The organism is Streptomyces sp. RGM 3693, from assembly GCF_050471125.1.
Classification (GTDB): domain Bacteria; phylum Actinomycetota; class Actinomycetes; order Streptomycetales; family Streptomycetaceae; genus Streptomyces.
Genome location: NZ_JBMPPQ010000002.1, coordinates 889,627 through 914,645, shown reverse-complemented (window position 1 = coordinate 914,645; position 25,019 = coordinate 889,627). Strand labels below are relative to the sequence as shown.

General features: G+C 72.6%; 20 protein-coding genes. 7 read left to right on the top strand and 13 right to left on the bottom strand.

Annotation, left to right across the window (positions count from 1 at the left end):
- Window positions 1-14 precede the first annotated feature (14 nt).
- Window positions 15-2,186 carry a protein kinase gene (locus ACO0M4_RS21480; protein ID WP_430372439.1) on the bottom strand — a complete coding sequence of 724 codons (2,172 nt, stop codon included), beginning with the start codon at window positions 2,184-2,186 and terminating at the stop codon, window positions 15-17.
- A 184-nt stretch (window positions 2,187-2,370) separates the two neighbouring features.
- On the bottom strand, window positions 2,371-4,482 hold the full coding sequence (locus ACO0M4_RS21475) for a serine/threonine-protein kinase (RefSeq protein WP_430372437.1): 2,112 nt from the start codon (window positions 4,480-4,482) through the stop codon (window positions 2,371-2,373).
- Between the two features lie 189 nt (window positions 4,483-4,671).
- Between ACO0M4_RS21475 and ACO0M4_RS21470 the strand changes: the two genes are divergently transcribed.
- Window positions 4,672-5,880, top strand: a complete 1,209-nt coding sequence (locus tag ACO0M4_RS21470) for a serine hydrolase domain-containing protein (protein ID WP_430372435.1) — start codon at window positions 4,672-4,674, stop codon at window positions 5,878-5,880.
- Window positions 5,881-5,912: 32 nt separating this feature from the next.
- On the opposite strand, the gene ACO0M4_RS21465 is transcribed toward ACO0M4_RS21470, so the two are convergent.
- A complete protein-coding gene (locus ACO0M4_RS21465) occupies window positions 5,913-7,622 on the bottom strand; it encodes a glycerol-3-phosphate dehydrogenase/oxidase (protein WP_430372434.1) in 1,710 nt (569 codons plus the stop codon).
- Window positions 7,623-7,872: 250 nt separating this feature from the next.
- On the opposite strand from ACO0M4_RS21465, the gene ACO0M4_RS21460 reads away from it, so the two are divergent.
- The gene (locus tag ACO0M4_RS21460) at window positions 7,873-9,120 is read left to right on the top strand and encodes a nucleotide sugar dehydrogenase (protein ID WP_430372432.1); all 1,248 of its coding nucleotides are present in this window, start codon (window positions 7,873-7,875) and stop codon (window positions 9,118-9,120) included.
- Window positions 9,121-9,212: 92 nt separating this feature from the next.
- Here the strand turns inward: ACO0M4_RS21460 and ACO0M4_RS21455 are convergent, their stop codons facing one another.
- The 4 genes from ACO0M4_RS21455 to ACO0M4_RS21440 form a co-directional block, all read right to left on the bottom strand.
- Window positions 9,213-10,328: a GuaB3 family IMP dehydrogenase-related protein gene (locus ACO0M4_RS21455; protein WP_430372431.1), complete on the bottom strand. Its 1,116-nt coding sequence runs from the start codon at window positions 10,326-10,328 to the stop codon at window positions 9,213-9,215.
- Window positions 10,329-10,418: 90 nt separating this feature from the next.
- The gene (gene guaB, locus ACO0M4_RS21450; RefSeq protein ID WP_430372430.1) at window positions 10,419-11,921 is read right to left on the bottom strand and encodes an IMP dehydrogenase; all 1,503 of its coding nucleotides are present in this window, start codon (window positions 11,919-11,921) and stop codon (window positions 10,419-10,421) included.
- Window positions 11,922-12,090: 169 nt separating this feature from the next.
- Window positions 12,091-12,666 (bottom strand): sigma-70 family RNA polymerase sigma factor, encoded by a 576-nt coding sequence (locus ACO0M4_RS21445; RefSeq protein ID WP_018538709.1) that lies wholly within the window; start codon window positions 12,664-12,666, stop codon window positions 12,091-12,093.
- A 279-nt stretch (window positions 12,667-12,945) separates the two neighbouring features.
- Window positions 12,946-13,557: a response regulator transcription factor gene (locus tag ACO0M4_RS21440; protein ID WP_003948568.1), complete on the bottom strand. Its 612-nt coding sequence runs from the start codon at window positions 13,555-13,557 to the stop codon at window positions 12,946-12,948.
- Window positions 13,558-13,940: 383 nt separating this feature from the next.
- Here ACO0M4_RS21440 and ACO0M4_RS21435 point away from each other — a divergent pair, with 383 nt between their 5' ends.
- Entirely contained in the window at window positions 13,941-14,273 is a 333-nt protein-coding gene (locus ACO0M4_RS21435; RefSeq protein ID WP_016571318.1) for a WhiB family transcriptional regulator, read from the top strand.
- An 88-nt stretch (window positions 14,274-14,361) separates the two neighbouring features.
- On the opposite strand, the gene ACO0M4_RS21430 is transcribed toward ACO0M4_RS21435, so the two are convergent.
- Complete coding sequence (locus tag ACO0M4_RS21430; protein ID WP_430372426.1) at window positions 14,362-15,273, bottom strand: LysR family transcriptional regulator; 912 nt, start codon at window positions 15,271-15,273, stop codon at window positions 14,362-14,364.
- 78 nt (window positions 15,274-15,351) lie between these two features.
- Here ACO0M4_RS21430 and ACO0M4_RS21425 point away from each other — a divergent pair, with 78 nt between their 5' ends.
- Entirely contained in the window at window positions 15,352-16,023 is a 672-nt protein-coding gene (locus ACO0M4_RS21425) for an MOSC domain-containing protein (protein ID WP_430372425.1), read from the top strand.
- Window positions 16,024-16,078: 55 nt separating this feature from the next.
- Here ACO0M4_RS21425 and ACO0M4_RS21420 read toward each other — a convergent pair whose 3' ends face one another.
- Window positions 16,079-16,852, bottom strand: a complete 774-nt coding sequence (locus ACO0M4_RS21420) for an SDR family NAD(P)-dependent oxidoreductase (RefSeq protein ID WP_430372424.1) — start codon at window positions 16,850-16,852, stop codon at window positions 16,079-16,081.
- Between the two features lie 157 nt (window positions 16,853-17,009).
- Between ACO0M4_RS21420 and ACO0M4_RS21415 the strand changes: the two genes are divergently transcribed.
- Window positions 17,010-18,020, top strand: a complete 1,011-nt coding sequence (locus ACO0M4_RS21415; protein WP_430372422.1) for a hydroxyacid dehydrogenase — start codon at window positions 17,010-17,012, stop codon at window positions 18,018-18,020.
- A gap of 132 nt (window positions 18,021-18,152) precedes the next feature.
- On the opposite strand, the gene groL is transcribed toward ACO0M4_RS21415, so the two are convergent.
- Both groL and groES read right to left on the bottom strand, forming a co-directional pair.
- On the bottom strand, window positions 18,153-19,775 hold the full coding sequence (groL, locus tag ACO0M4_RS21410) for a chaperonin GroEL (RefSeq protein ID WP_430372420.1): 1,623 nt from the start codon (window positions 19,773-19,775) through the stop codon (window positions 18,153-18,155).
- 135 nt (window positions 19,776-19,910) lie between these two features.
- Complete coding sequence (gene groES, locus ACO0M4_RS21405) at window positions 19,911-20,219, bottom strand: co-chaperone GroES (RefSeq protein WP_430372419.1); 309 nt, start codon at window positions 20,217-20,219, stop codon at window positions 19,911-19,913.
- A 408-nt stretch (window positions 20,220-20,627) separates the two neighbouring features.
- On the opposite strand from groES, the gene ACO0M4_RS21400 reads away from it, so the two are divergent.
- Both ACO0M4_RS21400 and ACO0M4_RS21395 read left to right on the top strand, forming a co-directional pair.
- Window positions 20,628-22,061 carry an FtsW/RodA/SpoVE family cell cycle protein gene (locus tag ACO0M4_RS21400; RefSeq protein WP_430373881.1) on the top strand — a complete coding sequence of 478 codons (1,434 nt, stop codon included), beginning with the start codon at window positions 20,628-20,630 and terminating at the stop codon, window positions 22,059-22,061.
- 82 nt (window positions 22,062-22,143) lie between these two features.
- On the top strand, window positions 22,144-23,343 hold the full coding sequence (locus tag ACO0M4_RS21395; protein WP_430372418.1) for a class I SAM-dependent methyltransferase: 1,200 nt from the start codon (window positions 22,144-22,146) through the stop codon (window positions 23,341-23,343).
- Window positions 23,344-23,369: 26 nt separating this feature from the next.
- Here ACO0M4_RS21395 and ACO0M4_RS21390 read toward each other — a convergent pair whose 3' ends face one another.
- Both ACO0M4_RS21390 and tsaD read right to left on the bottom strand, forming a co-directional pair.
- A complete protein-coding gene (locus tag ACO0M4_RS21390) occupies window positions 23,370-23,738 on the bottom strand; it encodes a hypothetical protein (RefSeq protein WP_430372417.1) in 369 nt (122 codons plus the stop codon).
- Between the two features lie 104 nt (window positions 23,739-23,842).
- Complete coding sequence (gene tsaD, locus ACO0M4_RS21385; protein ID WP_430372416.1) at window positions 23,843-25,018, bottom strand: tRNA (adenosine(37)-N6)-threonylcarbamoyltransferase complex transferase subunit TsaD; 1,176 nt, start codon at window positions 25,016-25,018, stop codon at window positions 23,843-23,845.
- Between the last annotated feature and the right edge of the window lies 1 nt (window position 25,019).

Genomic DNA, 25,019 nt, shown 5'->3' with positions numbered 1-25,019 from the left:
CAACAGCCCCTGCGTCAGGGCTGCTTGGGGCGGTAGGCGCTGCTCGCCTGGGCGTACAGCCGGTCCACCTCGGCGCGGCCGCCGTCCGGGCCGATGACCAGGACGAGGTGGTAGCGCCCCTTGTCGATCATCGCGAGGTTGCGGGCGTAGAGCTGACGGCCGCCGCCGTCCTTCCAGGTGAAGGTCCCCTCGGCCATCGCCGTCTGTCCGACGTCGATCCGCCGCAGCCCGGAGACCGACGACCAGCCGGCGTCCCGGAACGGCGCCAACTCGGGCTCCTTGTCCTGCTGATACGCCATCGGGTCGGCGCCGAACTGCGCGGTGGCATCCCGGCCCGGCACCACCAACAGCTCGTAGCCGCCGCCCGTGTAGCGCACCTGGCTGCGGTCCGCATCGGCGCGGCGCTGCCAGCCCTTGCGCACCGCGATCTGGAACCCCAGGGGATCGGTGCGCAGCACGAAACCAGGGGCGAGATCGCCGGGGGCGGTGGTCTGCGGCGCGCCGGTGCCCGGCGGGCGGCCGGCGCCCTTGCCGTCGTCGCCCCCACCCGGCGAGGGGGCGGGGCTGCTGCCGGGCCCCACGCCCGAGGTGCCGGAGAGGTCCGCGCCGGACGGACCGCCCGCCGCATCCGCCCCGGACTTCGGCAGGAACAGCACGGCGCAGGCGATCCCGGCCACCATCAGCAGCAAGATCGCGGTGAGCAGCACCCGACCCAGGCTCCGCGGCCCCCGCCCGGGGCGCCGCTGCGGTACGGGACCGACCCCGACCTGGCCCGGCAGCTCCACCGGCGCCGGCGCACCACCCGACGAACGCCCCGCAGACCGGGGGGCCTTGGCCGAGCGGGGCACCGCCGGCCGCCCGGCGGACCGGGACGGGCCCGCCCGCAGCTTCCTCGGTCTCCGCTGGCGGACCAGCTCGCCCCGGCGCCGGAGGATCGGCAGCCGACGCGGATCGGCGGGCCCCTCCCACGCGGGCAGGGACACCGTCCGGCGGCCCAACTCCGGCTCCGGTGCCCTCCGCACCAGCCCCCGCAGCCGGCCGCGCAGCTCCTCGGCCCCCGGCCGCCCGGCCGGATCCGGGCACAGCAGCGCCTCGATGACGGGCCGCAGCACCCCGCCCGCCACGGCCTCGGCGGGCGCCTGCGCCCCCACCAGCCGCGCCAGCTCGACGGCGCTCTCCTCGGGGAACGGCGGACACCCCTGCACCGCGCGGAACAGCAGGGCGCCCACCGCCCACAGATCCACGGCCGGCCCCAGCGGCGCCCCGGCCCGGTCCGTCGGCCCGGCCTGCTCCGGCGCCCAGCGCTCGGTCACCGCGCCGACCACCTGGAACCGCGCCTGCCGGGCCCGCTCGGCGGCGAGCCCGGTCAGGCCCGCGCCGGCCGCACCACCGGCATCGGCGCCGCCCACGGCCCCGGCGTCCCCGGCCCCGGCCTCGCCGGCCCCGCGCCCCGAGGCCGCCTTGACCAGCGACACCTCCTCGGCCGGCGCCCTCGGCACCGGGTCGTACCCGCACAGCGCCTCCTGCGCCGCGCCGGCCGCCAAACCGGTCAGCACGGCCCGGCCGTCGTCACAGACCAGGACCGTCCGGGCGGTGATGTTCCGGTGGAGCCAGCCGTGCGCGTGCAGGGCGCGCAGGGCGGTCAGCAGATCGGCGGCGATCTCCGCGGCGCGGTGCGGGCTCAGCGTCCGCCCGGCGAGCAGTGCGGACAGCGGGCGGGCGGGGAGCAGCTCCCCGACGATCCAGAGGCTGCCGTCCTGCGCGAAGACGTCGAAGACCTGGTCGAGCAGCGGGTGATCGGGGAGTTGGGCGGCGGCCGTCACGGCCTGGAGGGCGCGCCGGACGACCGGGTCCTGGGGATCGCGCTCGGCACCCACCGTGGCCCGCCGGCCGTGGCCCGCCACCCGGCCACCACTGCCGAAACCATCCTCCGCACGCCCGTCCGCCGGATACCCGTACGCTCCACCGGCGTCGCCCGCCATCACCTCGGCGTCCACCACCTCCGGCAGCGGCACCTGACGGATCAGCACTTCCTGCCCGCTGTAGGTGTCGAAGGCCCGGGTCTCGGCACACCGGTCGGCGGCGGGGGCGTCGAACTCGTCCGCCGCGGCGCCGGAACCGTCGGCGACCGGCCGCGCCGGCAGGCGGTAGCGCTCGGCGAGCACTCTCCCCGCGTACTCGTCCACGACGCGCCTCCCCTCAGCGTGCGCCGCTCCCGCCGGGGGCGGATGCGTACGACTGTGGACTTCTCACGATACGTGGCAGCACCGACAGTTGAGCCCGTCGGACCGCGTCGCGCGCCGTGTCCGTCCCCAGCGGCCGTGGGTCCCGCCGCCCCCGCGACGGGTTCGGTCCGCCCGCCGCGGCGGGTCAGTCCTTCACCGCGAAGGTCCGGAAGGCGGTGTTCCGCAACTCCCGGCACTCCTTGTCGTCCCAGCCGTCCGCCTTGCAGGTGATCATGATGGCGTAGCCGTGGTGGTCGTCGGCCCGGAAGCCGCGGTTGAGCACCCGCACGTCCTCGCCGCCCTGCCGGCGGGTGAACGACCAGTCCGCGACGGTCGGGTAGCCGCGCCAGTCGATGGCCTTGATGCCCAGCAGGTGGTAGCCCTCGCTGGAGCCGGCCACGCTGGGCTCCAGGCTCCGCCAGGACGCCGCGGCGTCCTGACCGGGCGAGTCGTTGTAGTCGACCTGGATGCGCGGGAAGCCGCCGGAGGCGCTGTATATGGCGCCGGAGTTCTGCCCGGCCGTATCGGTCTGCCGGAACCCCTTGGGCATCACCATGGCGAAGTGGAACCCGCCGTTGGCGACCTGCGCGAAGCCGTCCGGGACCGCCGCCCCGCCCTTCTTCCCGCCGTTGCCCCCCTTGCCGCCGTTGCCGCCGTTGCCGCCCTTGCCGTCCGTCCCGGCCGCGCCGCCACCCGGCTTCGCCCCGCCCGGGACGGTGGCGCCGTCCGTGCCGGAGTCCTGGCTCGCGGCGGCCGACTGGGTCGCGTCCCGGCCCGCGGCCGTGCCCTTACCGCCCTTACCGGCGGAGTCACCGCCGTCACCACCGCTGAACGCCAGGGCCAGCAGTGTCCCGAGGACGACGACGACCACGACCACCCCGATGATCAACGTGCGGCGCGGGACGACATCGGTCACCGAGGCGCGCGGCGGGGCGGGACGACCGTCCCCGTTGCCGGGTCTGGAGTCGGACCGGGCCGCCGCGGCGGCGTTCCGCACCGACGCCAGGGCCGCCCGCACCCGCTCCTTGGCCGCGTCCGCGTCGAACCCGGGGCGGGCCGGGGAACCACCGTTGACGGCCTTGGCCGCGGCCGGCCGGGCCGCGGCAGCACCCTTGCCGTCCTTGCCGTCCGTGCCGAATGTGCCGGACTCCCGCGCCGCCGCCGGCTTCGCCGCCGCGCCGCCCCCGGCCGCCTTCTCCGTCGTCTTCTGCACCGACTTCTGCGCTGTCCCGGATGCCGCACCGGACGCGGCGGCCGCCCCGACCGCCGGCTTCCCCTTCGGCTTCTTCGGCATCCGCGGCTTGGCGGTGCTCTTGGCGGGCTTGGCACCGGCCCGCTCCGCGGGCCCCGACTCCGCCGGCGCGGTGGGCAGCGTCATCGCCCGCGTCGCGTCCATCGGGGGCTCCGGCTTGGGCTCCGGGGCGTGGATGACCTCCAGCAGCAGCGCCCGCGCCCCGGCCTCGTCCAGCCGGCCCGCCGGGTCCTTCACCAGCAGGCCGTAGATGACGTCCTCCAGCGGCCCGGCGCTCTTGGGCGGCTCGACCGGTTCGGTCATCACGGCGGTCAGGGTGGCGATCGCCGAGCCCTTGTCGTACGGCGGAACGCCCTCGACGCAGGCGTACAGCAGGCCGCCCAGCGACCACAGGTCGGCGGGCGGGCCCGGCTTCTGGCCGCGGGCCCGCTCCGGCGAGATGTACGAGGGCGCGCCGACGAGCATGCCGGTCGAGGTCACCGAGGGGTCGCCCTCGACCTGCGCGATACCGAAGTCGGTGAGCACGACCCGGCCGTCGTCGGAGATCAGGACGTTGGACGGCTTCACATCGCGGTGCAGGATGCCCTGGCCGTGGGCGGCGCGCAGGACGTCGAGCACCGCCAGACCGACCTCGGCGGCGCGGCGCGGGGTGAGCGGGCCGTCGTCGCGGACGGCCTCGGCCAGCGAGCGGCCCTCGACCAGTTCCATCACGATCCACGGCCGGTCGTCCTCGTCGACCACGTCGTAGACCGTCACCGCGCCGTTGTTGCGGATCCGGGCGATCGCCTTGGCCTCGCGCAGGGTGCGGGTGATCAGACGACGCTTCTCGTCCTCTTCGATACCGCCGGGGAAGCGCAGCTCCTTGACCGCGACCGTGCGGCCCAGCACCTCGTCGCCGGCCCGCCAGACGGTGCCCATCCCGCCCCGGCCGAGAACATCGGCGAGCCGGTACCGGCCGGCGAGCAGCCTGCCCTCCTTGCCGTCCATCTCGACCTCGTCGCCCACTGAATCCCCTCTGCAATCCAGCCGAGTTGGCAGCCTCGATTCTCCATCGATCACCAAACTGGCCCAACTCGGACAACCCACCCTGGCAGAGCCTTCATTCTCTCTCATCCGCGGCCGTGCGGAAGGCCCGGGTGGATGCCGGAGGGTGCCACCCACCCGTCATGATGGCCCCGACGACGGGAGTTCTTTTTGCCCCTCCGCCCGCACCGCCCGGCCGCGCCCGGCCCGCTGCGCTCCGCCACCCGCGCCGTCCTGGCCGCCTTGGCCGCCCTGGTCCTGACGGCGTGTACGAGCACCCCACGCGTCTCCGCACCGCCTCCGGGAGCGTCCCGACCGCCGGCGACGACGGCGGCCGCGCTGCGCCGTCTGGTGGCCGACGGCGCACCCGGCGCGGCCGCGTTGGTCACCTGGGACGACCACCTGGCCGCCTCGCGGTTCTCCGCGGTCGGCGTGGCCGATCTGCGCAGCGGCCGGAAGATGGGCCGCCTGGACCGCTTCCGGGCGGGCAGCCTCACCAAAACCCTCGTCGCGACGGTGGTCCTGCAACTCGTCGGGGAGGGCCGGCTCGGGCTGGACGACCGCGTCGCGGACCACCTTCCCCCCGGCGTGCCGCGCACCGGCGCGGGCGGCGCGAACGATCTGCACCGGGTGACGATCCGCCAACTGCTCGACCATACGAGTGGTCTGTTCAACTACACCGCCGACCCCCACCTCGCCGAACAGCTCTCCGGCGCGGGCTTCCCGGCCCACCGCTACGACCGATACACCCCGGTCGAGCTGCTGCGGATCGCCCTCGGCCACCCGCCGACCGCCGCGCCCGGCGCCCGCTACGCCTACTCCAACACCAACTACCTGGTCCTCGGCCTGGTCATCCAGGGCGTCACCGGGCACCCGTACGCCGACGAGCTGCGGCGCCGCATCCTGGCCCCGTTCGACCTGCGCGGCACCTCGTTCCCCGGCAACAGCCCGGCGCTGCCCGCGCCGCACGGCCGCGGCTACTCCCGGATCGACGGCCACCGGGTGGACAGCACCGCCTTCAACCCCAGCCGGGCCGGCGCCGCCGGCGAGATGATCACCACCCTGGTCGACCTCAACCACTTCTTCGCCGCGCTGCTGGGCGGAAAACTCCTGGCGCCCCGCCAGATGGCCCAGCTGCGCAGCGAGCGGGCCACCGGCGGCGCGTACGGCCTGGGCGTCTACGCCACCTGGTTGCCCTGCGGGGTGACCGTCTGGGGCCACAACGGCGACATCAACGGCTCGTACGCGCAGACCGCGGGCACCGCCGACGGCCGGCACCTGGTCAGTTACCGGGTCAACACCGACACCCCGGCCGGCCGGACCGACGGCGCCGCCCTCCTGGCCGCCGAGTTCTGCGCGCCCCACGGCCGACGCGGCTGAGCCGGCGGCCGACGGCCGGCGGCCCGGCCCGCCTACGTCAGCGGCACGATGTCCGGAGCGCCCAACCGGGCCGCATCGGCCGTCAGGTCGTCGGGCTGGCGCTGCGATTCGCGCTCCGCCTCCACCCGCTTCTCGTAGTGCGTGATCTCCTTCTCGATCTGCGCGCTGTCCCAGCCCAGGGCCGGCGCCATCAACTCGGCGGCCTCCCGGGCGCTGCGGGTGCCGCGGTCGAAGGTCTCGATGGAGATCCGGGTCCGCCGGGTCAGCACGTCGTCGAGGTGCCGGGCGCCCTCGTGCGTGCAGGCGTAGACCACCTCGGCACGCAGGTAGTCCTCGGCGGCGGCGAGCGGCCGGCCCAGCGAGGGATCGGCCACCACCAGCTCCAACAGCTCCTCGGCCAGCGACCCGTAACGGTTCAGCAGATGCTCTATCCGGGCCACATGCAGACCGGTCCGGGCGGCGATCCGGGCCCGCGCGTTCCACAGCGCCCGGTAGCCCTCCGCGCCCGCCAACGGCACGTCCTCGGTGACGCACTCGGCGACCCGAGCGTCCAGCCCGTGCACCGCCTCGTCCACCGCGTCCTTGGCCATCACCCGGTACGTGGTGTACTTGCCGCCCGCGACGACCACCAGGCCCGGCACCGGGTGGGCGACCGTGTGCTCCCGCGACAGCTTGCTGGTCGCGTCCGACTCACCGGCCAGCAGCGGCCGCAGCCCGGCATAGACGCCCTCCACGTCGTCCCTGGTGAGCGGGGTGGCGAGGACCGAGTTCACATGCTCCAGCAGGTAGTCGATATCGGCGCTGGAGGCCGCCGGGTGCGCCTTGTCCAGGTCCCAGTCGGTGTCCGTGGTGCCGATGATCCAGTGCCGCCCCCACGGGATGACGAAGAGCACGCTCTTCTCCGTCCGCAGGATCAACCCGGTGGTGGAGTGGATCCGGTCCTTGGGGACGACCAGATGGATGCCCTTGGAGGCGCGGACGTGGAACTGGCCGCGCTCCCCGATCAGCGCCTGGGTGTCATCGGTCCACACGCCCGTCGCGTTGACGATCTGCCGGGCCCGGATCTCGCGCGCCACACCGCCCTCGACGTCCTGCACCCGCGCGCCGACCACCCGTTCGCCCTCGCGCAGGAAGCCCACCACCCGCGCCCGGTTGGCGACGTGCGCCCCGTAGGCGGCCGCGGTCCGCACCAGCGTGGTGACGTACCGCGCGTCGTCCATCTGCGCGTCGTAGTACTGCAACGCGCCGACCAGGGCGTCCTTCCGCAGGCAGGGCGCCACCCGCAGCGCCCGGCGGTGCGAGAGGTGGCGGTGGACGGGCAGCCCCCGGCCGTGTCCGGACGAGACCGACATCGCGTCGTAGAGCGCCACGCCGGAGCCGGCGTACCAGCGCTCCCAGCCCTTGTGCTGGAGCGGATAGAGGAACGGGACCGGTTTGACCAGGTGGGGCGCCAGCCGCTGGATCAGCAGCCCGCGCTCCTTCAACGCCTCCCGCACCAGCGCGAAGTCCAGCATCTCCAGGTACCGCAGGCCGCCGTGGATGAGCTTGCTCGACCGGCTGGAGGTGCCCGACGCCCAGTCACGGGCCTCGACCAGCCCGGTGTCCAGTCCGCGGGTCGCGGCGTCCAGGGCGGTGCCGGCGCCGACGACGCCGGCGCCGACCACCAGGACGTCCAGTTCTCGCTCCGCCATCTGGGTGAGTGCCTTGGCGCGCTGCGCCGGTCCGAGTGTCGCTGTCTTCACCACTGCCTCCCGCTGTGATTCGGAGCTGGACCCCCCGTCCGTCGATTCTGTCCGCGCTTGGTTCCGGCAACCGCCTTCCGCTCGCGGTGGCAACACCCGGCCACCTTGATCCACCAATACCCATTCTGGGTCAAATATCCGCTTAGTCTACTTATGCCCCTTTGGTAGCCGGTGCGTCCGCGCGACTCCCGACCACCACGAGGACACCGCGCAGGGCCCCACACACTCGCTCGGGAAGGACGGCCGCAGCATGCCCGCAGACCTCGCCGTCATCGGACTCGGTCACCTGGGTCTCCCCCTCGCCCAGGCCGCCACCGCCGCCGGCCTCACCACCATCGGCTACGACCCCGATCCCCGCGCGGCCGCCCTCCCCGGCGCCGGCGGCCCGCTGTCCACCACCGAGGTCCGCCGGCTGCTCGCCGCCGGCTTCCGCACCACCACCGACCCCGGCGCCCTGGGCCGGGTCCGCACCGCCGTCCTCTGCGCCCCCACCCCGCTCAGCGAGGACCGCACCCTGGACCTGTCCGCCCTCGCCGACGCCGCCCGCACCCTGGCCACCCGACTGCGCCCGCACACCACCGTCATCCTCGAATCCGCCGGCTACCCGGGCACCACCGAGAACGTCCTCCGCCCCCTCCTCGAAGCGGGCTCCGGCCTCACCGCCGGCCGCGACTTCCACCTCGCCTGCTCCCCCGCCCGCCACGACCCCGGCAACCGCACCCACCGCTACCGCAACACCCCCAAGGTCATCGGCGGCCTCACCCCCGCCTGCACCGAAGCCGCCGCCGCCTTCTACAGCCGACTCACCGACAAGGTGGTCCGCGCCCGCGGCCCCCGCGAGGCGGAGACCGCCCACCTGCTGGAGACCAACTACCGGCACATCAACATCGCCCTGATGAACGAGATGGCGGTCTACTGCCACGAGATCGGCGTCGACCTGTGGGACGTCATCCGCTGCGCCGAAACCAAGCCGTTCGGCTTCCAGTCCTTCCGCCCCGGCCCCGGCGTCGGCGGCCACGCCGCCCCCATCGACCCCAACCACCGCCCCCCACGCAGCCGTTCGGCCGGCGCACCGCTCCGGATGGTGGAACTCGCCCAGGAGATCAACGACCGGATGCCGGCCTACGTCATCCAGCGCTGCACCACCCTCCTCAACGAGCACGGCAAATCCGCCCGCGGCGCCCGGATCCTGCTGCTCGGCGTCACCTACAAACCCGACCTGGCCGACCTGGCCGGCACCCCGGCCCGCGAGGTCGCCGCCCGCCTGCGCGACCTGGGCGCCCACCTCACCTACCACGACCCCTACGTCCCCCAGTGGGAGGTCCACGGCCGCCCGGTCCCCCGCGCCGAATCCCTCTACGAGGCCGCCTCCGCCGCCGACCTGACGGTGCTGCTCCAGCCCCACCGCACGTACGACCTCCAGGGCCTGGCCGTCAAGGCGCAACTCCTCCTGGACACCCGCGGCGCCACCCCCACCGGCGCCGCCCACCGCCTGTAACGCCGAAGCCCGGCCGCGCACAGCGCAACCGGGCTTCGCCCATCCCCCAACCGGGGTCTGGGCACGGCGAAAAAGCCGACAACGTGGGGCGGCTACCGCCGCGGCGCGACCGTGACCTCCACGCGCTGGAACTCCTTCAACTCGGAGTAGCCCGTGGTGGCCATCGCCCGGCGCAGCGCGCCGAAGAAGTTCATCGAGCCGTCCGGCGTCGTCGAGGGGCCGCACAGGACCTCCTCGGTCGTGCCGACCACACCCAGGTCCATCCGCTTGCCGCGCGGCACGTCCTCGTGGACCGCCTCCATGCCCCAGTGGTGGCCGCGGCCCGGCGCGTCCGTCGCCCGCGCCAGCGGCGAGCCCATCATCACCGCGTCCGCACCACAGGCGATCGCCTTGGGCAGGTCGCCGGAGTAGCCCACCCCGCCGTCGGCGATCACGTGCACGTACCGGCCGCCGGACTCGTCCATGTAGTCCCGGCGGGCGGCCGCGACATCGGCCACCGCGGTCGCCATCGGCACCTGGATGCCCAGCACGTTGCGGGTGGTGTGCGCGGCCCCGCCACCGAAGCCGACCAGCACGCCGGCCGCGCCGGTCCGCATCAGGTGCAGCGCCGCGGTGTACGTCGCACAGCCGCCGACGATCACCGGCACGTCCAGCTCGTAGATGAACTGCTTGAGGTTCAGCGGCTCGGCGGCGCTGGAGACGTGCTCGGCGGAGACCGTCGTCCCGCGGATCACGAAGATGTCCACGCCGGCGTCCACGACCGCCTTGGAGAACTGCGCGGTGCGCTGCGGGGAGAGCGCGGCGGCGGTGACCACACCGGCCTCGCGCACCTCCTTGATCCGCTGCCCGATCAGTTCCTCCTTGATCGGCGCGGCGTAGATCTCCTGGAGCCGCTTGGTGGCGGCGGCGCCGTCCAGCTCCGCGATCTCCGCCAGCAGCGGCTCCGGGTCCTCGTAGCGGGTCCACAGCCCTTCGAGGTTGAGCACCCCGAGACCGCCCAGCTCACCGATGCGGATCGCGGTCTGCGGCGAGACCACCGAGTCCATCGGGGCCGCCAGGAACGGCAGCTCGAAGCGGTAGGCGTCGATCTGCCAGGCGATCGAGACCTCCTTCGGGTCACGGGTGCGCCGACTGGGTACGACGGCGATGTCGTCGAACGCGTATGCCCGGCGGCCGCGCTTGCCGCGCCCGATCTCGATCTCAGTCACTGGTTCTGCCTTCCTACGGATACGCCCCCAGTATCCCCGACGGGGAAGACTGGGGGCGCATCCGGCCGTCACTCCGCGAAGAGTGCCGCGTCAGCTCCGCGCGTAGTTGGGGGCTTCGGTGATCATCTGCACGTCGTGCGGGTGGCTCTCCTTCAGGCCCGCCGCGGTGATCCGCACGAACCGGCCCTTCTCCTTGAGCTCGGAGATGTCGGCCGAGCCGACGTAGCCCATGGAGGCCCGCAGACCGCCGACGAGCTGGTGGGCGACCGAGGCCAGCGGGCCGCGGTAGGGCACCTGACCCTCGATGCCCTCCGGCACCAGCTTGTCCTCGGAGAGGACGTTGTCCTGGAAGTAGCGGTCCTTCGAGAACGACCGGGCCTGGCCGCGCGACTGCATCGCACCCAGCGAGCCCATGCCCCGGTAGGACTTGAACTGCTTGCCGTTGACGAAGACCATCTCGCCCGGCGACTCCTCGCAGCCGGCCAGCAGCGAACCCAGCATGACGGTGTCCGCGCCGGCGGCGATCGCCTTGGCGATGTCACCGGAGTACTGGAGACCGCCGTCGCCGATCAGCGGCACGCCCGCCGCGTGGCACGCCTTCGCGGCCTCGTAGATCGCAGTGACCTGCGGGACGCCGATGCCGGCGACCACCCGGGTGGTGCAGATGGAGCCGGGGCCGACGCCGACCTTCACCCCGTCCACGCCCGCGTCGATCAGCGCCTGGGCGCCCTCGCGGGTGGCGACGTTGCCGCCGACGATGTCCACGCTGATGTTGGACTTGATCTTGGCGATCATGTCGAGGATGCCGCGGCTGTGGCCGTGCGCACTGTCCACGACCAGGAAGTCCGCACCGGCCTCGACCAGCGCCTGGGCCCGGTCGTAGGCCGCGTCGCCGACGCCCACCGCGGCACCGACGATCAGCCGGCCCTCGGCGTCCTTGGCGGCGTTCGGGTACTTCTCCGCCTTGACGAAGTCCTTGACGGTGATCAGGCCCTTGAGCACGCCCGCGTCATCGACCAGCGGCAGCTTCTCGATCTTGTGGCGGCGCAGCAGCTCGATGGCGTCCTCGCCCGAGATGCCGACCTTGCCGGTGACCAGCGGCATCGGGGTCATGACCTCGCGGACCTGACGGCTGCGGTCCATCTCGAAGGCCATATCGCGGTTGGTCACGATGCCCAGCAGCTTGCCCGCGGCATCGGTGACCGGCACCCCGCTGATCCGGAACTTGGCACAGAGGGCGTCCGCCTCGGTCAGCGGCGCGTCCGGCCGGACCGTGATCGGGTCGGTGACCATCCCGGACTCGGAGCGCTTGACCAGGTCGACCTGGTTGGCCTGGTCCTCGATCGACAGGTTGCGGTGCAGGACGCCCGCACCGCCCTGACGCGCCATGGCGATCGCCATCCGCGCCTCGGTGACCTTGTCCATCGCGGCCGAGAGCAGCGGGATGTTCACCTGGACGTTCCGCGAGACGCGGGACGCGGTGTTCACGGTGTTGGGCAGCACCTCGGACGCGCCGGGCAGCAGCAGCACATCGTCGTATGTCAGCCCGAGCATGGCGAATTTGGCGGGCATACCCTCGACGTTGTCACTCATGACACCTTCCCCAATGCTCTTGCCTCAGCGCGGACTCCCATGCTAACGGCCTTGTAGGGTGTCCCAACCCACGAGCAATGAGGGGCTCGTCACTCGTACTTTCCTACGGCATTTTCCGCCGTGGAACGGGCTGGACGGCAACTCCATCGGACTCCGCACTCGCCGCGGACTACTGCTCGGCCAGCGCCCGCAGCCTGCTCAGGGCACGGTGCTGGGCGACCCGCACCGCGCCGGGTGACATCCCCAGCATCTGCCCGGTCTCCTCGGCCGTCAGCCCCACCGCCACCCGCAGCAGGACCAGCTCCCGCTGGTTCTCCGGCAGATTGGCCAGCAGCTTCTTGGCCCATTCGGCGTCGCTGCTCAGCAGCGCCCGCTCCTCGGGACCCAGCGAGTCGTCCGGCTGCTCGGGCATCTCGTCCGACGGCACGGCCGTACTGCCGGGATGCCGCATCGCGGCCCGCTGGAGGTCGGCGACCTTGTGACCGGCGATGGCGAAGACGAACGCCTCGAAGGGCTTCCCGGTGTCGCGGTAGCGGGGCAGCGCACACAGCACCGCGACACAGACCTCCTGCGCCAGGTCCTCGACGAAGTGCCGGGCGTCACCGGGCAGCCGGGAGAGCCGGGTGCGGCAGTAGCGCAAGGCCAGTGGGTGGACGTGCGCCAGCAGGTCATGGGTGGCCTGCCGATCGCCCTCGACGGCGCGTGCGACGAGAGCGCCGATCTCCTGCTTCCCGTCATCGCGCATCGGTCCATGGTGCCTTGACGGCGATCGATCCGCGGCATCAGGTCCACGCTTGTGCGCCGAAGCGTTATGCGCGGCAGGTGCGCCGGCTGTCATCTCCTGCGCCCTCCCCTCGTGCCCGACCGACCCGTCCCCGAGGAACTCCATGCCTCAAGCATGCGGCACCGCGCGGGGAATCGGGCCGCCGTGGCACCGGGCGGCGTGCGGGACATCATGCCGCCCCGCCCGCCACAGGGCGGGCGGGGATCTTCATTCCCCCGCATCGCTGCACGTCACGACGGTTCAGCGGACCAGACCCCAGCGGAAGCCGAGCGCCACCGCATGCGCCCGGTCGGAGGCGCCCAACTTCTTGAAAAGCCGCCGCGCGTGCGTCTTGACGGTGTCCTCGGAGAGGAACAGCTCACGTCCGATCTCGGCGTTGGAGCGGCCGTGACTCATGCCCTCCAGTACCTGGATCTCCCGGGCGGTGAGGGTCGGCGCGGCGCCCATCTCGGCGGACCGCAGCCGGCGCGGGGCGAGCCGCCACGTCGGGTCGGCCAGGGCCTGGGTCACCGTCGCGCGCAGTTCGGCGCGCGAGGCGTCCTTGTGCAGATACCCGCGGGCGCCGGCGGCGACCGCCAGCGCGACCCCGTCGAGGTCCTCGGCCACCGTGAGCATGATGATCCGGGCACCGGGGTCGGCGGACAGCAGCCGGCGTACGGTCTCGACACCACCGAGGCCGGGCATCCGCACATCCATCAAAATCAGATCCGAGCGGTCGGCCCCCCAGCGGCGGAGGACCTCCTCCCCATTGGCCGCGGTGGTCACGCGCTCGACACCGGGCACGGTCGCAACCGCCCGTCGAAGCGCCTCTCGGGCAAGCGGGGAGTCGTCGCAGACGAGGACGGATGTCATGACCGTCCTCCGCAGCTGATGCGCGTCACCTTGAGCCTCCAGGCTGGTACGTATCGTCACCTGGGCGATCGACCAACCCTTTCGGACACCCGCCCGAGGGCTACCTCTGTCAACCGCCTCCGCACACTCAACGACGGTCACTCGAAAGAGTTACGGCTTCGGTGACCGAGTTCAGCACGCTCCGTGAGGAGCCGGATACGCAGACGACTCGCTGAGCAGTCGGCATCCGCGCGTGCACCCTATGCCCTATTTGGCTCTGTTTCTTCCATTTTCGCGTTGACTGCGACTAGATTCGCAATGAGTCATATTTACATCTACTTAGACAGTAGATGTACCGTCGTGAGCACCGAGCCCGACGCGCATCGCTTCCGAGGGGACAAGCAATGGCAGATTTCTCCCGCCTCCCGGGCCCGAACGCAGACCTCTGGGACTGGCAGCTGCTGGCCGCCTGCCGCGGCGTGGACAGCTCGCTCTTCTTCCATCCCGAAGGCGAGCGGGGGGCGGCCCGCAGTGCGCGGGAGGCATCGGCGAAGGAGGTCTGCATGCGCTGCCCCGTGCGGGCCCAGTGCGCGGCGCACGCGCTGGCCGTCCGCGAGCCCTACGGCGTCTGGGGCGGCCTCACGGAGGACGAACGCGAGGAGCTGATGGGCCGGGCCCGCCACCGGATGGTCCCGGCCAGTTCGCTGCCCGGCCACGCGAGCATGCCGGGCGCCTGACCGTCGCCACGGATCACCGTTCGAAGAAACGTTCCTGCACGGCTCGGGGCCCCAGCCCACGGGCCCCGACCCTCCGGGTCCGCGGCGGTCACCGCCCCGCGGCGTCCGCCAGCTGGTCCAGCATCGCGCCGACCGCGGGCACATGCGCCAGATCCGGCAGCGTGAGCGCGACGATCTCGCGGTGCACGGGCGGCTCCACCCGCACCGTCGCCGCCCCCTTGGGCCGCACCGACTCCAGGGTCAACTCCGGCAGCACCGCGACCCCCAGCCCCGCCCCGACCAGCCCGATCACCGCCGGATAGTCGTCGGTGGCGAAGTCGATGCGCGGGGTGAACCCGGCGCGCTCGCAGACCTCGACCAGATGCGTGCGGCAGCGCGGGCAGCCCGCGATCCACGGCTCGTCGGCCAGGTCCGCGAAGCACGCGGTACCGGCCTTCGCCAGCCGGTGCCCCTCCGGCACCAGCCCGATCAGCCGGTCCGACAGCACCGGCCGGACCACCAGGTCCGCCCACTCCGCCCCGGCGGACGGATCCGCGCCGCGCACCTCCGGATAGCGGAAGGCCAGCGCGATCTCGCAGTCGCCGTTCCGCAGCAGTTCGATCGAGCGCGGCGGCTCGGCCTCGTCCAGCGACACCCGGACCCTCGGGTGCGCGGCGCGCATCCTGGCCAGCGCGGTCGGCACCAGCGTCGAGCTCCCCGACGGGAACGACACCAGCCGCACCCGCCCCGCGCGCAGGCCCGCGATCGCCGCGACCTCCTCCTCGGCCGCGGTGAGCCCCGCCAGGATGCCGGCCGCGTGCCGGACCAACGCCTCGCCCGCCTGCGTCAGGCGCATCTCGCGCCCGGCGCGCACCAGCAGCGGGGTGCCGACGGACTGTTCCAGGGCCTTCATCTGCTGACTGACCGCGGGCTGGGTGCACCCCAACTCCCGCGCGGCGGCGGAGAAGGAACCGGTCCGGTCGACGGCGCGCAGTACCCGGAGATGGCGAGCTTCGATCACCCCTCAAGCATAAGCGAATCTTGGACAGATCATGAAAAATCGAATGACGGCTTTTGCCGGGTGTCCTACCGTACGGGCATGAACGCGAAGCTGCTGACCGTGAACGTGGGGCGGGCCTTCGCCGCTCCTTACACCTCCGCCGAGGGCGGCACCGGCATCGACAAGCGCCCGACGGACGGGCCCGTGGCGGTGGCCGCCCCCGGCCCCAAGGGCACCGGCGGCAGCGGCCTCGCGGGTGACGCGGTGGTCGACCTGCGCCACCACGGCGGTGACGACCAGGCCGTCTACGCCTACGCCCGCGAGGACCTCGACGACTGGCAGCGGCAGCTGGACCGCGAGCTGGCCAACGGCGCCTTCGGCGAGAACCTCACCACCACCGGCCTGGAGGTCACCGACGCCCGCATCGGCGAACGCTGGCGCGTCGGGGCCGACGTGCTGCTGGAGGTCACCTCGCCCCGGATCCCCTGCCGCACGTTCCAGGGCTGGCTGGACGAACGCGGCTGGATCAAGCGGTTCACCGAGGCCGCGGTGCCCGGCGCGTACCTGCGGGTCCTGGAAGCCGGCGAGATCCGCGCCGGCGACACCGTACGCGTCGAGCACCGGCCCGAGCACGACATCACCATCGCGCTGATGTTCCACGCCCTCACCACCCGGCGCGCACTGCTGCCGCGCCTCCTGGAGGCGGGCGAACCCCTGCCGGCGGAGGCCCGGGCGGCAGTGGTGAAGTACCTGGAGCGCACGGCGAACTGACGGCACGGGACCCCCGGGGCGGATCGCCCCGGGGGTCGGCCCGTCATCAACTCCCCTACTTGGGGCCGTACTTCCGGCCCGTACGGGAGGTGAGGCCGCCGAGGAGGCCGCGCGGCGCCAGCTTCACGGCGCCCATCATGGCCTTGTAGCGCGGGTCCGGGATGGACAGCGACTTGCCGCGCGTCAGGTCCTTCATGGCCGCGTCCACGAGCTTGTCCGCGTCGAGCCACATCCAGCCCGGGATGTTGTCCGTCCCCATCCCGGCCCGCTGGTGGAACTCGGTCCGCACGAAGCCCGGGCACAGTGCCATCAGGCGCACCCCACTGCCGGCCAGGTCGCGGGCGGCACCCTGGGTGAACTGCACGACCCACGCCTTGCTCGCGCCGTACGTACCGCGCGGGACGAACGCCGCGACCGACGCCACGTTCACCACGGCCCCGCGCCGGCGCTCGCGCATCCCGCGCACCGCGGCCGTGGTGAGCCGCAGCACCGCCTCACAGTGCACCTTGAGCATCGCCAACTCGTCGGCCATCGGGACCTCTAGGTACTCGCCCTTGTTGCCGAAGCCGGCGTTGTTGACCAACAGGTCCACCGGGTGCTTGGCGTCCGTGAGGCGCGCCTCGACGGCGGCGATCCCCTCCTCGGTCGCCAGGTCGGCGCTGAGCACCTCCGCCTCGATCCCGTGCCGGTCGTGCAGTTCGGTGGCCTGCTCCCGGAGCCGCTTCTCGTCCCGGGCCACCAACACCACGCTGTGCCCGTCGCCCGCGAGTCGGCGGGCGAATGCGGCGCCGATGCCGGCCGTTGCTCCTGTGATCAGTGCAGTCGTCATACCGGAACGGTAGCGGGGCGGTGCGGCTTCCCACGTGGTGGCCGGGGTGGCGCGTGGCTTGCGTGGGATTGCCCGCCGCGGCGGCGGGCAAGCAGCAACCGCCGGAGCCGGTGGAGGCCACCCGCCACCCTCACCACCACGTACGAGGAGTCGACAGATGCGCCCAGCTCTTCTTCTGGCCATGGGGCCAGGTATCGCCGAGCGGTTGCTCGGGCAGTCGCAGCGGGCCCGGTTGGCACGTCTGGCCCATACGGACAGTCGGCTCGTCGCGCACGAGTTGGCCGCGCCGGGGCCCGAGATAGCGGCGGCCCTGGGCGCGGCGGAGGTGTTGCTGACCTGCTGGGGTGCGCCGCCGCTCACCGCGGAGGTGCTCGCCGCGGCGCCCCGGCTGCGAGCCGTCGTGCATGCCGCCGGTTCCGTCAAGCAGCACGTCACCGACGCCTGCTGGGACCGGGGCATCGTCGTCAGCTCGGCCGCCGCGGCCAACGCGCTGCCGGTCGCCGAGTACACCCTGGCCGCCATCCTGTTCGCCAACAAGCGCGTGCTGCCCGCCGCGCACCGCTACCGCACCCTGCGCGCCCCCCACGACTGGCTGCGCGAGTTGGACGGCGCCGGCAACCACGGCCGCACCGTGGGCATCGTCGGCGCCTCCCGCATCGGCCGTCGCGTCATCGAACTGCTGCGCCCGTTCGCCCTACGGGTGCTGCTGTACGACCCGTTCGTGGACGAGGAGGAGGCGGGGCGGCTGGGGGTGCGGAAGGTTCCGTTGGCGGAGCTGTGCACGGGGAGCGAGGTCGTGAGCGTGCACGCCCCGGAGGTGCCCGCCACCCGGCACCTGATCGGCGCCCGCGAGCTGGCCCTGATGCCGGACGGGGCGACGCTGGTCAACACCTCCCGCGGCTCCCTGGTCGACGAGGCGGCGCTGGTCGCCGAGTTGTGCAGCGGGCGGCTCGGTGCGGTGCTGGACGTCACCGAGCCCGAACTCCCGCCCGCGGACTCCCCGTTGTACGAGCTGCCCAACGTGCTGCTCACCCCGCACCTCGCCGGCTCCCTGGGCACGGAGCTGCACCGGATGGCCGACCATGCCCTCGACGAGCTGGAGCGGTACGCGCAGGGGCTGCCGTTCGCGGAGCCGGTGCGGCGGGAGGGGCTGGGGCACTCGGCCTGACGGCGGGCCGGAAAGCCTGACGGCGGGCCGGAAACGGGGCCCGGGTACGGGCGAGGCCCGGTCCCGCAGTGGAGCGGGACCGGGCCTCGACGGGTGCCGGCGGATACCCGGCCGGCGGGTGCGCGCGGAGCGTCAGTGCGCGTGGCCGTGGCCGTGACCGGCGGCGGGCTCTTCCTCTTCCTTCTTCTCGACGACCAGGGTCTCGGTCGTCAGGAGGAGGGAGGCGATGGAGGCGGCGTTCTCCAGGGCGGAGCGGGTGACCTTGACCGGGTCGATGACGCCGGCCTTGACCAGGTCGCCGTACTCGCCGGTGGCGGCGTTGAAGCCGTTGCCCTTGTCGAGCTCGGCCACCTTGGAGGTGATCACGTAGCCCTCCAGACCGGCGTTCTCGGCGATCCAGCGCAGCGGCTCGACGGCGGCGCGGCGGACCACGGCGACACCGGTGGCCTCGTCGCCGTCCTTGCCGAGGTTGCCCTCCAGGACCTTCACGGCGTGGACGAGCGCGGAGCCACCACCGGAGACGATGCCCTCCTCGACCGCGGCGCGGGTCGCGGAGATGGCGTCCTCCAGACGGTGCTTCTTCTCCTTGAGCTCGACCTCGGTGGCCGCGCCGACGCGGATCACGCAGACACCGCCGGCGAGCTTGGCGAGACGCTCCTGGAGCTTCTCGCGGTCCCAGTCGGAGTCGGTGCTCTCGATCTCGGCCTTGATCTGGGCGACGCGGCCGGCGACGTCCGCGGAGTTGCCACCGCCGTCGACGAGGGTGGTGTCGTCCTTGGTGATGGTCACGCGGCGGGCGGTGCCCAGCACGTCCAGACCGACCTGGTCGAGCTTGAGGCCGACCTCTTCGGCGACGACGGTGCCACCGGTGAGGGTGGCCATGTCGCCGAGCATCGCCTTGCGGCGGTCACCGAAGCCGGGGGCCTTGACGGCCACCGCGTTGAAGGTGCCGCGGATCTTGTTGACGACGAGGGTCGACAGGGCCTCGCCCTCGACGTCCTCGGCGATGATCAGCAGCGGCTTGGAGGCACCACCCTGGATGATCTTCTCCAGCAGCGGCAGCAGGTCCTGGATGGAGGAGATCTTGCCCTGGTGGATCAGGATGTACGGGTCGTCGAGGACGGCCTCCATACGCTCCTGGTCGGTGACCATGTACGGCGACAGGTAGCCCTTGTCGAAGGCCATGCCCTCGGTGAAGTCCAGCTCCAGACCGAAGGTGTTGGACTCCTCGACGGTGATCACACCGTCCTTGCCGACCTTGTCCATCGCCTCGGCGATCAGCTCGCCGACCTGCGGGTCCTGGGCGGACAGCGCGGCCACGGCGGCGATGTCGGACTTGTCGTCGATCGGGCGGGCGGTCGCCAGCAGTTCGTCGGAGACGGCCTTGACCGCGGCGTCGATGCCCTTCTTCAGGGCGGCCGGGGAAGCACCCGCGGCGACGTTGCGCAGACCCTCGCGGACCAGGGCCTGGGCCAGCACGGTAGCGGTGGTGGTGCCGTCACCCGCGATGTCGTTGGTCTTGGTCGCCACCTCCTTGACGAGCTGGGCGCCCAGGTTCTCGAACGGGTCCTCGACCTCGACCTCGCGGGCGATGGTGACACCGTCGTTGGTGATGGTGGGGGCGCCGAACTTCTTGTCGATGACGACGTTGCGGCCCTTGGGGCCGATCGTCACCTTGACCGTGTCGGCAAGCTTGTTGACGCCGCGCTCAAGGGCGCGACGGGCGTCCTCGTCGAACTTCAGGATCTTCGCCATGGGTGCTTCAAGTCCTCTCGTCGCGATCGTCGGCCTCGCCGCCGTGACCGCTCTCGCTCAAACGAACTGCGCCCCTGCCCCGGGTCGATGAGAACGCGGGAACCAGGGGCGCAGATCAGGGCAAATCCGGGTGAATTACTTCTCGATGATCGCGAGCACGTCGCGAGCCGAGAGGACGAGGTACTCGTCGCCGTTGTACTTCACCTCGGTGCCGCCGTACTTGCTGTAGAGCACGACGTCGCCGGTCTTGACGTCGAGCGGCAGGCGCTCGCCGTTCTCGAAGCGACCCGGACCCACGGCCAGGACGACGCCCTCCTGGGGCTTCTCCTTCGCGGTGTCCGGGATGACCAGGCCCGAGGCCGTGGTCTGCTCGGCGTCGAGCGGCTGGACCACGATGCGGTCCTCAAGCGGCTTGATGGCAACCTTGGAGCTGGCGGTCGTCACGATCCGACCTCCCCCTTCGGAGATCTCACGGGGTTAACTGTCTGAGGTGGCGACCAGGTCGATCCGTCGTCGCGGGTGCCGGACCTGCCCGTCGCTGTGTTGGCACTCCCATAGGGAGAGTGCCAACGCTGAGACTATGACGCAGTTAGCACTCGGTCAAGCGGAGTGCCAGCGCGCCGGAGACGCGTACCGTGTCTGCTGCCCGCGGCCGGCGTGGAGTCGGACACACCTTTCCGCCCGGCTGCAACCCGGTCCCTACGCTGCCCCGTCTTTCCCCCGGGACCGCTGAGTCCGGGCGACGACCCGGCCGCCCCGCGGCCCAGACCCATCGATGGCGGAGGAACCGTGCGTGGACTGACCAGCGCTCCCCGGGATTCCGGGGGGCCGGAGAGCGACGCCGAACGCACCATGACGTTCGCCGCGCTGGCCCAGGCCCCGAACCGTCGGCGCACCGAAGCCTGGCTGCTCGGCTTCGTCGTGTTCATTACCGTCTTCGGCTACGCCTACACCGAGCTGTCCATGAAGGGGCAGCTCCCCGGCGGGCTGGCCGGCTTCGCGGTGAGCGTCTTCTTCATCGCGCTGGTGCCGCACCTGGTCGTCCGCCGGTTCGCACCGCGCGCCGATCCGCTGATCCTGCCGGTGGCGACCCTGCTGACCGGGATCGGGTTGGTGCTGCTGCACCGGCTGGACATCACCTACGCGGAGAAACCCCGGCTGCACATCGCCCAGGCGGCGACCGGGCAGTTGGTGTGGACCGTCATCGGGGTGGCGGTCTGCATCGTCATCCTGATGGTGCTGCGCGACCACCGGCTGCTCCAGCGCTACATCTATCTGACGATGACGGTCGCGCTGGTGATGCTGATGGCGCCGGCGTTCTTCGGCGCGGACAAGTTCGGCGCCAAGCGCTGGATCATGCTCGGACCGCTGTCGCTCCAGCCCGGCGAGTTCGTGAAGATCATGATCGTGGTGTTCTTCGCGGGGTACCTCACCCACAACCGCGATGCGCTGGCGCTGTCCGGGCGCCGGGTGATGGGCATGCAGCTGCCGCCGGGGCGGCAGCTCGGGCCGATCTTCACGATCTGGGTGATCAGCCTGCTGGTGCTGGTCTTCGAGCGCGACCTGGGTACCTCGCTGATCTTCTTCGGCGTCTTCGTGATCATGCTGTACATGGCCACCGAGCGGACCAGCTGGGTGATCTGCGGCCTGGCCATGGCGGTGGTCGGCGCCGGCGTCGTCGGCTCCACCGAACCGCACGTCAAGGGCCGTGTGATGGCCTGGCTGCACCCGATGGACATCTTCCTGCCGCCGAACCAACGACCGCCGGGCCTGATCTCCGACCAGGCGGCACAGGCGCTGTTCAGCTTCGGCAGCGGCGGGATAGGCGGCTCCGGCCTGGGCCAGGGCCACCCCGAGCTGATCGGCTTCGCCGGCAACAGCGACTTCATCCTCACCACCGTCGGTGAGGAAATGGGGCTGGCCGGGGTGATGGCCGTCCTGCTGCTGTACGCACTGCTGGCCCAGCGCGGGCTGCGGGTGGGTCTCACCGCCCGCGACCCGTTCGGCAAGCTGCTGGCGGTCGGGCTTTCCGGGGCGCTGCTGCTCCAGGTCTTCGTCGTCACCGGCGGCGTCACCGGCCTGATCCCGCTGACCGGCAAGGCGCTGCCGTTCCTCGCCGCGGGCGGCTCGTCCATGGTCGCGAACTGGGTGATGGTGGCGGCGCTGCTACGCGTCAGCGACAGCGCCCAGCGGCGACGGGAGCCGGTCCGGCCGGCCCCCGAGCGGCCGGACGCCGATGCCACCCAGCGGGTGCCGCGGATCTCCGGGCCCACGCCCGAGGTCTGACCGACGGCGGCGGCTGGCCCCGGCGACCCGGGCCGGCCCAGGGGCGGGACCGTCCGCGGAACCACCCCAGGGCTGGCCCACAATGGTGCGGGTGACCGACCTCGACACCTTCTCCGCACTGCTCGCCCCCGAGGGACAGCGACTGCTGGCCCTCCTACGGGACTACGACCCGGCGGACGAACTCGCGGCCGCCACCCGGCTGCGCCGCGACCACCCCGCGCCACTGGTCTCCGCCGCCCTCGGGCAGGCCCGGCTGCGGCAGCGGGCGGCCGCGAAGTTCGGCCCGGACGCGGCGCGGATGTACTTCACCCCGCACGGCGTCGAACAGTCCACCCGCGCCCCGGTGGCCGCCCACCGCGCCGCCCGGCTCGCCGCGCTCGGCGTGCGGACCCTGGCCGACCTGTGTTGCGGGATCGGCGGCGACGCACTCGCGCTAGCCCGGGCCGGGATCCGGGTACTGGCCGTGGACCGCGATCCGCTGACCTGTGCGGCGGCCCGGGCGAACGCCGAGGCGCTGGGGCTGGCGGACCGGATCGAGGTCCGGTGCGCGGACGTCACAGAGGTCGACACCACCGGATATGACGCGGTGTTCGTGGACCCGGCGCGGCGCAGCAAAGTCCGCGGCGGCCGGATCTTCGACCCCGAGGCGTACTCGCCGCCACTGTCCTGGGCGATCGAGGCTGCCCGGACGGCGCCGCACGCGGCCTTGAAGATCGCGCCGGGGGTGCCGCACGAGGCGCTGCCCGAGGACGTCGAGACGGAGTGGATCTCCGACGCCGGGGACGTGAAGGAGGCCGTCCTGTGGTTCGGCACCGGCCGGGGCGGCACCCGCCGGGCCACCCTGCTGCCCTCCGGGGACTCCCTGATCGGCGCCGGCCTCCCTAACCCCGAGCCGGGCCCGGTCGGCGGCTGGCTCTACGAACCGGACGGTGCGGTGATCCGCGCCCACCTGGTCGCGGACGTCGCCGAGCAGGTCGGCGGGCGGCTGATCGATCCGACGATCGCGTACGTGACGGCGGATCAGCTGGTGCCGACGCCGTATGCGACCGCGTATGCGATCACCGACGTGCTGCCGTTCAACGTCAAGAAGCTGAAGGCGCTGCTGCGGGAGCGCGGGGTGGGCATCGCGGTGATCAAGAAGCGGGGGTCCGCGGTGGAGCCCGAGGAACTGCGCAAGAAGCTCAAGCTCGGCGGCGGGCAGCGGTCCTGCACGATCTTCCTCACCCGGGTCGCGGGGGCGCCCACCATGCTGCTGGGGCACCCCGCGGGGCAGGACGCCTGACGGCAGCTCAGGCCAGGTCGGTCAGATCAGGCCAGGTCGGTCAGGTCCTCGGCGTAGACCCGGGAGAGCGGCTCCGGGCCCACGTACTGCTGGCAGCTGCACTGCCGGGCCTCGTACCGGACGGGCTCGTGGGCCGCGTCCCAGGCAACCGCGGTCCGCACCGTCTCGTGGCACTTGCCCTGCTTGTCATGCTTGGCCAGGTGGTGCTCGCAGCCGCACACCGGGACGGGCGGCCGGTCCGCGGCCTCCAGAGCCAGGCGCTCCTCGCGATGCGCCTCGATCAGGGCCAGCTTGCGCTTGTGCCGCGTCTTCAGCGCCTTACGGGCCGCGCCGCGCACCGCGGATGCGGCGTAGAGGGCCGGCCCGGTCAGGAAGAAGAGATACCACCAGTCCACCGCGCCGTCCCCCGTCGTCCCCCGGTATGCGAACGGGGCGGTTCCCTCGCGCCCCGGCCCTCAGGATAGGACGTCGCACCGAAAGCCCGTACGGGCCCGGGCGCCTACGAGTACAGGTTGTCCTTGCTCAGCTCGTGGAAGTGGTCGTGGTCGGGCGCGTGACCGTGGCCGTGGCCGTGGCCGTGACTGTGGTCGCCGCCGTGGTCATCGCCGTGGGAGTGGGCGTGCGGGTCCGGGACGTGGGTCTCGGTGACCGGCAGCGAGGAGTCCGCGGAGAGGTCCCAGGCGGACGCCGGGCGGTTGCGGGCCACCATCTCGGCGCCCAGGGCCGCGACCATCGCCCCGTTGTCGGTGCACAGCTTGGGTCGCGGTACCCGCAGGCGGATGCCGGCGTCCTCGCAGCGCCGCTGGGCCATCGCCCGCAGCCGGGAGTTGGCCGCCACCCCACCGCCGATCATCAGGTGGTCCACGCCGTTGTCCTTGCAGGCCCGGACGGCCTTACGGGTCAGGACGTCGACGACCGCCTCCTGGAAGGACGCCGAGACGTCCGCCACCGGCACCTCCTCGCCGGCCGCCCGCTTGGCCTCGATCCAACGGGCCACCGCGGTCTTCAGGCCGGAGAAGGAGAAGTCGTAGGCGGCGTCGCGGGGGCCGGTCAGCCCGCGCGGGAAGCGGATCGCCTCCGGGTTGCCCTCGCGGGCGTAGCGGTCGATGACCGGGCCGCCCGGGAAGCCCAGGTTGAGCACCCGCGCCACCTTGTCGAACGCCTCGCCCGCCGCGTCGTCGATGGTCGCACCCAGGGGCCGGACGTCGGAGGTGATGTCCGGGGCCAGCAGCAGCGAGGAGTGGCCGCCGCTGACCAGCAGCGCCATCGTCGGCTCCGGCAGCGGGCCGTGCTCCAGCTGGTCGACGCAGATGTGCGACGCGAGGTGGTTGACGCCGTAGAGCGGCTTGCCGAGGGCGTAGGCGTACGCCTTGGCGGCCGAGACGCCCACCAGCAGGGCGCCCGCCAGACCGGGGCCCGCGGTGACCGCGATGCCGTCCAGGTCGGAGGCGGCGACCCCGGCCTCCTTCAGCGCGCGCTGGATGGTGGGAACCATCGCCTCCAGGTGGGCGCGGGAGGCCACCTCGGGCACCACCCCGCCGAAACGGGCGTGCTCGTCGACGCTGGAGGCGATCGCATCGGCGAGGAGGGTGTGGCCGCGGACGATGCCGACACCGGTCTCGTCGCAGGAGGTCTCGATACCGAGGACGAGCGGTCCACCGCGGGAGTCAGCCATG